This is a genomic window from Endozoicomonas sp. (assembly GCF_051008435.1).
Taxonomy (GTDB): domain Bacteria; phylum Pseudomonadota; class Gammaproteobacteria; order Pseudomonadales; family Endozoicomonadaceae; genus Endozoicomonas_A.
Genome location: NZ_JBPCXO010000339.1, coordinates 1 through 5705 on the forward strand (window position 1 = coordinate 1; position 5705 = coordinate 5705).

Below are 5705 nucleotides of genomic sequence, written 5' to 3' on the forward strand. Positions count from 1 at the left end.
GAGCAGATGACCATCTTCCTGCAGGCTGCCAAGGGGCGCGACGAGCCCCTGGATCACACACTGATATTTGGCCCGCCGGGGCTGGGTAAAACCACGCTCGCCAGTATCATTGCGCAGGAGATGGGGGTTTCCTTGAAAACCACCTCTGGCCCGGTATTGGAAAAAGCCGGGGACATTGCCGCGCTGATGACGAACCTGGAGCCCGGTGACGTATTGTTTATTGACGAAATTCATCGCCTCAGCCCGTTTGTGGAGGAGATCCTGTATCCGGCGATGGAAGATTATCAGCTGGATATCATGATTGGAGAAGGGCCAGCGGCGCGCTCAATCAAGCTTGACCTGCCGCCTTTTACTCTGGTGGGAGCCACGACCAGAGCGGGTCTGTTAACGTCTCCGCTCAGAGACCGTTTTGGTATTGTCCAACGACTGGAATTCTACAATATCGAGGACCTGACACACATAGTAGAACGTTCCGCTGGTATTCTTGGTGTTGAAATCGATAAGGACGGTGCGGGAGAAATTGCCTGCCGCTCCAGGGGGACGCCCAGGATTGCTAACCGCTTATTGAGAAGGGTCAGAGATTTTGCCGAGGTGAAGGGCAATGGGATCATTCACAAGAAAACCGCTGATGCTGCGTTGGACATGCTGGATGTGGATGCCAGTGGTTTTGATCATATGGACAGGCGCTTGTTATTGGCCATGATTGAGAAATTTGATGGTGGGCCGGTCGGAGTGGACAGTCTGGCTGCTGCCATCAGCGAAGAAAGGGATACTATCGAAGATGTGCTGGAGCCTTTCCTGATTCAGCAAGGTTATATCATGAGAACCCCCAGAGGGCGGATGGTCACCAAGCACGCTTATCTGCACTTTGGACTTGATTCCCAGATCAAAGAATAAACAGCCTCTTGTCAATCCTGCTTGATATCACTTCTGATTCAGACGCTGACCAAAAGAAATAGATTGGCCAGTGTTTGAATGAGTGTCTATTTTTGATGGCATTCCAATTAAAAACAGGTCACTCTGGTCGCAGGGAGCCTCTGCACTTTGCCTTACCTCTGTCTGTTGTGTCAGCCGGTGTGCAATGTATGAAGCGACTTGTCTTCTTTCCAAGTTGTTATGTCTACTTCTATCAGGCAGAAGATCACTTTATTTACACTGCTTCCGGCAGTGATTTTCTATAGTCTGATCTCAGCTATCTACATCTATTTCTCTTTCTATTCTGCTACCTCAGAGATCAGTCGCCGGCATTTGGAGCAGAGTCTGCACTATGTCTCAGTCATTGATGGCAGCCTTCGGGAAATTATGACTGCCAGCAAAGCCCTGTCTGTCGAACTGAAATATCATCAGGGTGACAAGGCCGGTTTGTTTGAAGGTTCGATCAATGCTCTGTTTATCAATAATAAGGTCGTGACGGGCGTTGGTATTATTTCAGAAGAAGGTGAGCAGTTTTCAGAGTATTGGGAGCACTCGAACACAGGTTTTGAGCGTATCTATGATACCCGAAGTGTGCCTCCGGTCTCGCAGTTGATGGTTAGGGAGCTGATGTATGGCGACCGCAAACAGAGTGAATGGTACACCACAGCAAACCCCGAAAACCTGGAAGTATTTGCTTCAACCTATCTGATTCCGGTCGATGTGGGCCCAGGCCAGCGCCATTTGCTTCGGGTTGATATCAATGCATCCCGGCTAAGGGATCCCATGCAATGGTATAACCCTAACACCCGGCTGATTATTCTCAATCAGGACGGGGTAGTGGTATACGCCAATGGCATTTCCATGCCCAGGTTTCGATTGCTGGAATATTTTGTTCATCATGGCCCCTGTGAGGGCTACAGCAAACTTAATGTCACTCATTCCAGCTCGGGTCAGCAAATTTCTGAATTTCTTTTCAGTCCCATTCGTCCCAGTAGCAGCTCGGAACCCTGTCTGCTTTATCGAGAAGCCCTGGAGCGGGTGACCCTGAGGGGGCAGTCGGTCAACTTCAGGGTCCAGGTTCGTGGTGAGAAAAAGTGGGTGACCGCAACGCCCATTCCTTCAACTGGCTGGTACATGAGTATGGGAATACTTGAAAGCGAGTTGTTGGGGCCGGTGATAGAGCATGGAATGATCAGCGTTGGTGTAGTTTTGCTGATGCTGATACTGACTATATTCTGCCTGTGGACGGTATCAGGGAGAATTACGCGCCCACTCAATCAGCTAAAGCGACAAATGAATGAAGTGGCTGATTCTTATGGTTCCCCAGTGGATGATGACACCCGGGATGAAGCGTCCAGCCTGGACCGAAGTTTTAGCCAGTTATTGGAACGGCTGAAAGATCGGGAGCTTTCTCTGCATCAGGCCCGGGCCAGTAACATTGGTCATTTGGTGCAGCAACTTAGAGGCCGCTATTTCTATTTTAATCTTGATGAGAGCGGCAGGATCCTTCACGTCAGCCCATCCGTTACCGCTGTGTTGGGTTATCGAGATCAGGAATTCACAGGAGGGCTGCAGGATTATCTGACAGAATCCCTCTCGAACCAGCCTTTTAATAAAGTCCTGAAACGGTTGGTGGGAGGAGAATGGCAGGAAGCATTTGAAGTGGAAATGCGGCATCGCGACGGCAGTATTCGTCTTATAGAGCTGTTCTGTACCACCAGTGCCGAGTTTTCAGATCAGGGACGCATTATTGAAGGGATGGGGAACGATATTACCGATCGGACCCGTGATACGGAGAAGTTCAAACTGCTGATCGCGTCAGCCCCCGACGCCACCGTGATCACCAATGAAGATGGCATCATCAGCCTGATTAACCGCAAGGTTTCGGAACTGTTCGGATACAGTGAGTCAGAACTGATTAATATGCCTCTGGCTTTATTGATCGATTCCCGGTCCTGGCCTGGGCATCCTCTGCTGAGGCCCTATCATCAGGAGCTTCATGGCAGCTTTTGTCTGGCAAGCTATGAGTCTGTGGGAATGGACCGCCTGGGGCACTGTTTCCCCATGGAGGTTTCCAGCAATGTACTCAGTTCAACCGATGGTATTCAGATCTCCATTGTGTTGCGCAATGTGACGGAAAGGAAAAAAATAGAAACCGAACTGGTCTCTGCCAAGGTAAAGGCTGAGCATGCCAGCCGGGCTAAATCCATGTTCCTTTCCAATATCAGTCATGAGTTGCGAACCCCGCTGAATGGTGTGCTGGGGTATGCCCAGTTGCTGCTGTCGGACAAGAACATTCCGACACGGTATCTGGAGAATCTCAGTTCTCTGGAAGATTGTGGCTTTCATTTAATGACTTTGATTAATGACATTCTGGATATCACCAAGATTGAAAGCAGTGGTGTGGAGTTGGATCCGCAACCGTTCGATTTGAGAGCCACGCTAAGCACGGTGATCGCCAATGTAAAAGAGGTAGCCAGAACCAAGAAGCTGAGTCTGCAATTGCAGGTCGACGATAGAATCCCAATAGAAATAGTGGGGGATAACGTCAAATTACGACAGGTATTGATTAACCTCGTGGGCAATGCGGTGAAGTTTACAGACTTCGGTTTTGTGAAGGTGTCTGTCAATACAGAAGAAGACACAGCCAAATGCCTGAGGTTTTCAGTGAAAGACAGTGGTATAGGGATCAGGGACGATGAAAGAGAGCGACTGTTCAGGCCTTTCACCCAGTTGAAGTCAGGTCAGAAACAGGGAGGTACCGGCTTGGGACTGGCTATAAGCTACCGCCTGGTCAAGGCTATGGGTGGAGAGCTGGTGCTGGAGAGTGAGCAGGATAAGGGCAGTTGTTTCAGTTTTGCGATTCCTTTTGAAACAGCGATTGAAGAAGAGGCTGGCAGCAAGCGTTTGCCAGAAGCTATGGATTATCATAACCAGGCCGTGCAGATACCGGAAGGCAGGAAAGTGCTGGTGGTGGATGATAACGCAGATAACCGGAATATGCTGTCCGAGGCATTGGTGTCAGAGGGTCTTGAGGTGATCAGTGCTGGAGATGGTCAGGGCGCCATAGAGGCCGTGAACAATAATATGACAGAGCGGTTTGATCTGATTTTGATGGATCTCAAGATGCCCGTCATGGATGGCATTGCTGCTACCCGCAGGATTCATCGACTGCCCGGGCAGGAAAGTTTGAATGTGATCGCTGTGTCCGCCAGTGTTTCGGAAGCGACCCGAGAAACCATAATCGAGACGGGGTTTTGTGACTTTATTGCCAAGCCTGTAAGGTTTGATGAGCTGTTTGCAAAGGTTTCCCACTGGCTGTCCCACTCATACCAAAGAGCTCAGACCAATACGGATTCCAGAGAAGTTTGTGCAGAGAAGCTTCAGGAAATGATCGATGCCATAGAGCAAAGTATGGAAGTAGGTGATATTGAAGCGCTGCAGATGAGAGCCGAGCACTGGAGTACAGAGCAGGAGTATGGTGAGTGCCCTGCGCAGCTGGCCAGGCTCTGTAGGAGTCTGGACATTGCAGGAATTGAGTTTGTTCGCGAGAAACTGGTGATGTTGAGAAATGGAACTGACTGATTCTGTCAGGGTCAAAGAGCCGTTACCCGCTGTTCAAATCAGGGTAATGAATGAATCTGTATAAACTATCAGTTCACTTCAAGACAATAATGGAGACGGATCCGCTGATGCTTATGAGAACTCTGCGAATCTACAGTTTGTGTGTGCTGTCGCTCATCGTTCTGAGTGGTTGTCAGAATGTCGCGACGGAAGCCACACCTATGCGGCCTGGACTTTACTCAGCGCCATTTTCTTTGTCACCTGCTGGTTGTTCGCAAGTGCTTCATGGTTCCAGCCAGCTGCCAATAGACCTGTACCATGCCGGAGTCTGTTATGAGCAGGGTATGGGTACACCGACCTCACTGACTCAGGCAGTTGAAAATTATTCAATGGCGGCTCGCTGGGGCATTCCGGAAGCCACTCAAGCCTTGAAGCGCCTCAATAAACCGGTTCCTGTGGCCGATTTGCTCCAGCGCAGAACCGAGCAGGAAGAGCTGTTGAATAAGCAGAGGCTGGATAAAGAAAAAATCGACGCTTACAAAAGCAGAGGTTCCTATCCTGCTCCGCACTACCATAATCATTGTGGTCGCTCGTGGTGTTATTAACTTGCCATAAAGCAGGCGTCTCTGGCAGTCTCTGTCGAGATTCCAAGCTAGTGACCCAAACCAGTGACTGATATTTTCTCTGTACCTGTTCGAGTTTATTATGAAGATACGGATGCCGGCGGCATCGTCTATCACGTTAATTATCTGAAGTTTATGGAACGAGCCAGAACCGAGTATCTGCGAAGTACCGGTTATGATCATCAGAAATTGCTAAAAGAAAAGAAGCAGCTAGTACCCCATCCGGCTCCATTTGATAGGTTCAGCGAAAGCCAGATCCTTCAGGTCAAGGCGTAGCTGTGCAGGAATACCCGGGTCTTTCAAACAGCTGCAACGCGGAGCTGAAGGCTCTGGCTTACGCCCTTCGGGTGGTTCGTAAAGCGGCCATCCGACTGCGTTGAACTTGCTTGACGTAGAACCACTATGCCTGCGCAAATTCGCCTTGCGTATGGACGCTTTACGAACCACTGAACCTATCAAATGGAAGCGGACGGGGTACTAGGAGCCTGTCGGACTTAAGACTATTTCGGCCTAAATTCCAGAAAGAACGGCCCAATTATTCGATGAATTCGATTAAATAGGTCAACTATTCTCACGAATCCATCGAATAATTCGACTCGTTCT

The 5705-nt window shown here is 49.5% G+C and carries 3 protein-coding genes and 1 pseudogene; all 4 read left to right on the top strand.

Translation table 11 applies throughout. The features are described from left to right. Positions 1 to 897 (top strand): Holliday junction branch migration DNA helicase RuvB (gene ruvB / locus ACR2PX_RS17035; protein WP_434000558.1); only part of this gene is annotated, 897 nt, incomplete at its 5' end. A gap of 219 nt (positions 898 to 1116) precedes the next feature. Beyond that, positions 1117 to 4500, top strand: a complete 3384-nt coding sequence (locus tag ACR2PX_RS17040) for an ATP-binding protein (RefSeq protein ID WP_434000559.1) — start codon at positions 1117 to 1119, stop codon at positions 4498 to 4500. 107 nt (positions 4501 to 4607) lie between these two features. Further along, a complete protein-coding gene (locus ACR2PX_RS17045) occupies positions 4608 to 5084 on the top strand; it encodes a hypothetical protein (RefSeq protein ID WP_434000560.1) in 477 nt (158 codons plus the stop codon). A 63-nt stretch (positions 5085 to 5147) separates the two neighbouring features. Continuing rightward, positions 5148 to 5324, top strand: a pseudogene (locus ACR2PX_RS17050) (hotdog domain-containing protein); the annotation flags it as partial. Positions 5325 to 5705: the final 381 nt, after the last annotated feature.

Excerpts from the sequence above, each read along its gene's own strand:
- ACR2PX_RS17040 (WP_434000559.1), top strand. The coding sequence starts at position 1,117 with ATGTCTACTTCTATCAGGCAGAAGATCACTTTATTTACACTGCTTCCG.
- ACR2PX_RS17045 (WP_434000560.1), top strand. The coding sequence starts at position 4,608 with ATGCTTATGAGAACTCTGCGAATCTACAGTTTGTGTGTGCTGTCGCTC.